This window comes from Enterobacter sp. IF2SW-B1, from assembly GCF_001743375.1.
GTDB classification, from domain to species: Bacteria; Pseudomonadota; Gammaproteobacteria; order Enterobacterales; family Enterobacteriaceae; genus Enterobacter; species Enterobacter bugandensis.
This window is the reverse complement of the sequence record NZ_MJAA01000180.1, coordinates 1-523: the sequence shown is the minus strand read 5'-3', so window position 1 is coordinate 523 and position 523 is coordinate 1. Positions and strand designations below refer to the sequence as shown.

Below are 523 nucleotides of genomic sequence, written 5' to 3'. Positions count from 1 at the left end.
TAATTTTGTTTATGTTAGATATATAATGTATAAATACTGATTCTTTATAAGTTTGAAAGTATACTTTCTGTAGATCTATTTCTGTAACATCTTGTTTAAGATTAGTATATGAACTAACATATATTCCTCTAGGTATATCTAAACTAAATGCAGAAAAATTAACATTATTAGTATTTTGTGAAATTGTATTTAAAAACATTACTATTTCAGGTTGATGTTTGTGTTCAAAAGCTTTATGAATTCTAAAGTTATTAAAGCGTTCTGCATGAGATTCTTTTGTGGTTTTTCCACCTCCACTGGAGCCTGTTTTAACATCTAAAATAATATTATTGTTTTCTATTAAGTTATGTTTGATAAGAGGATAAAGAGAATAAATTGAAGATACTGCCATACAACCTCCTAAATTAATGATTTTTTTATCTCTATCAATTTTAGTAAATTCAGGTTTATAATACTGTACCGTTGATTTTAGGGTTTCCCATTCCGTTGCTGGATAGTAACGATTTGAGAGAGTTTTATCATT

1 protein-coding gene is annotated in these 523 nt (G+C 26.4%); it reads right to left on the bottom strand.

The genetic code is table 11. From position 1 onward, the window contains the following. A partial coding sequence (locus A6013_RS26090) for a hypothetical protein (protein WP_217629492.1) occupies positions 1 to 523 on the bottom strand: 523 nt, incomplete at both ends.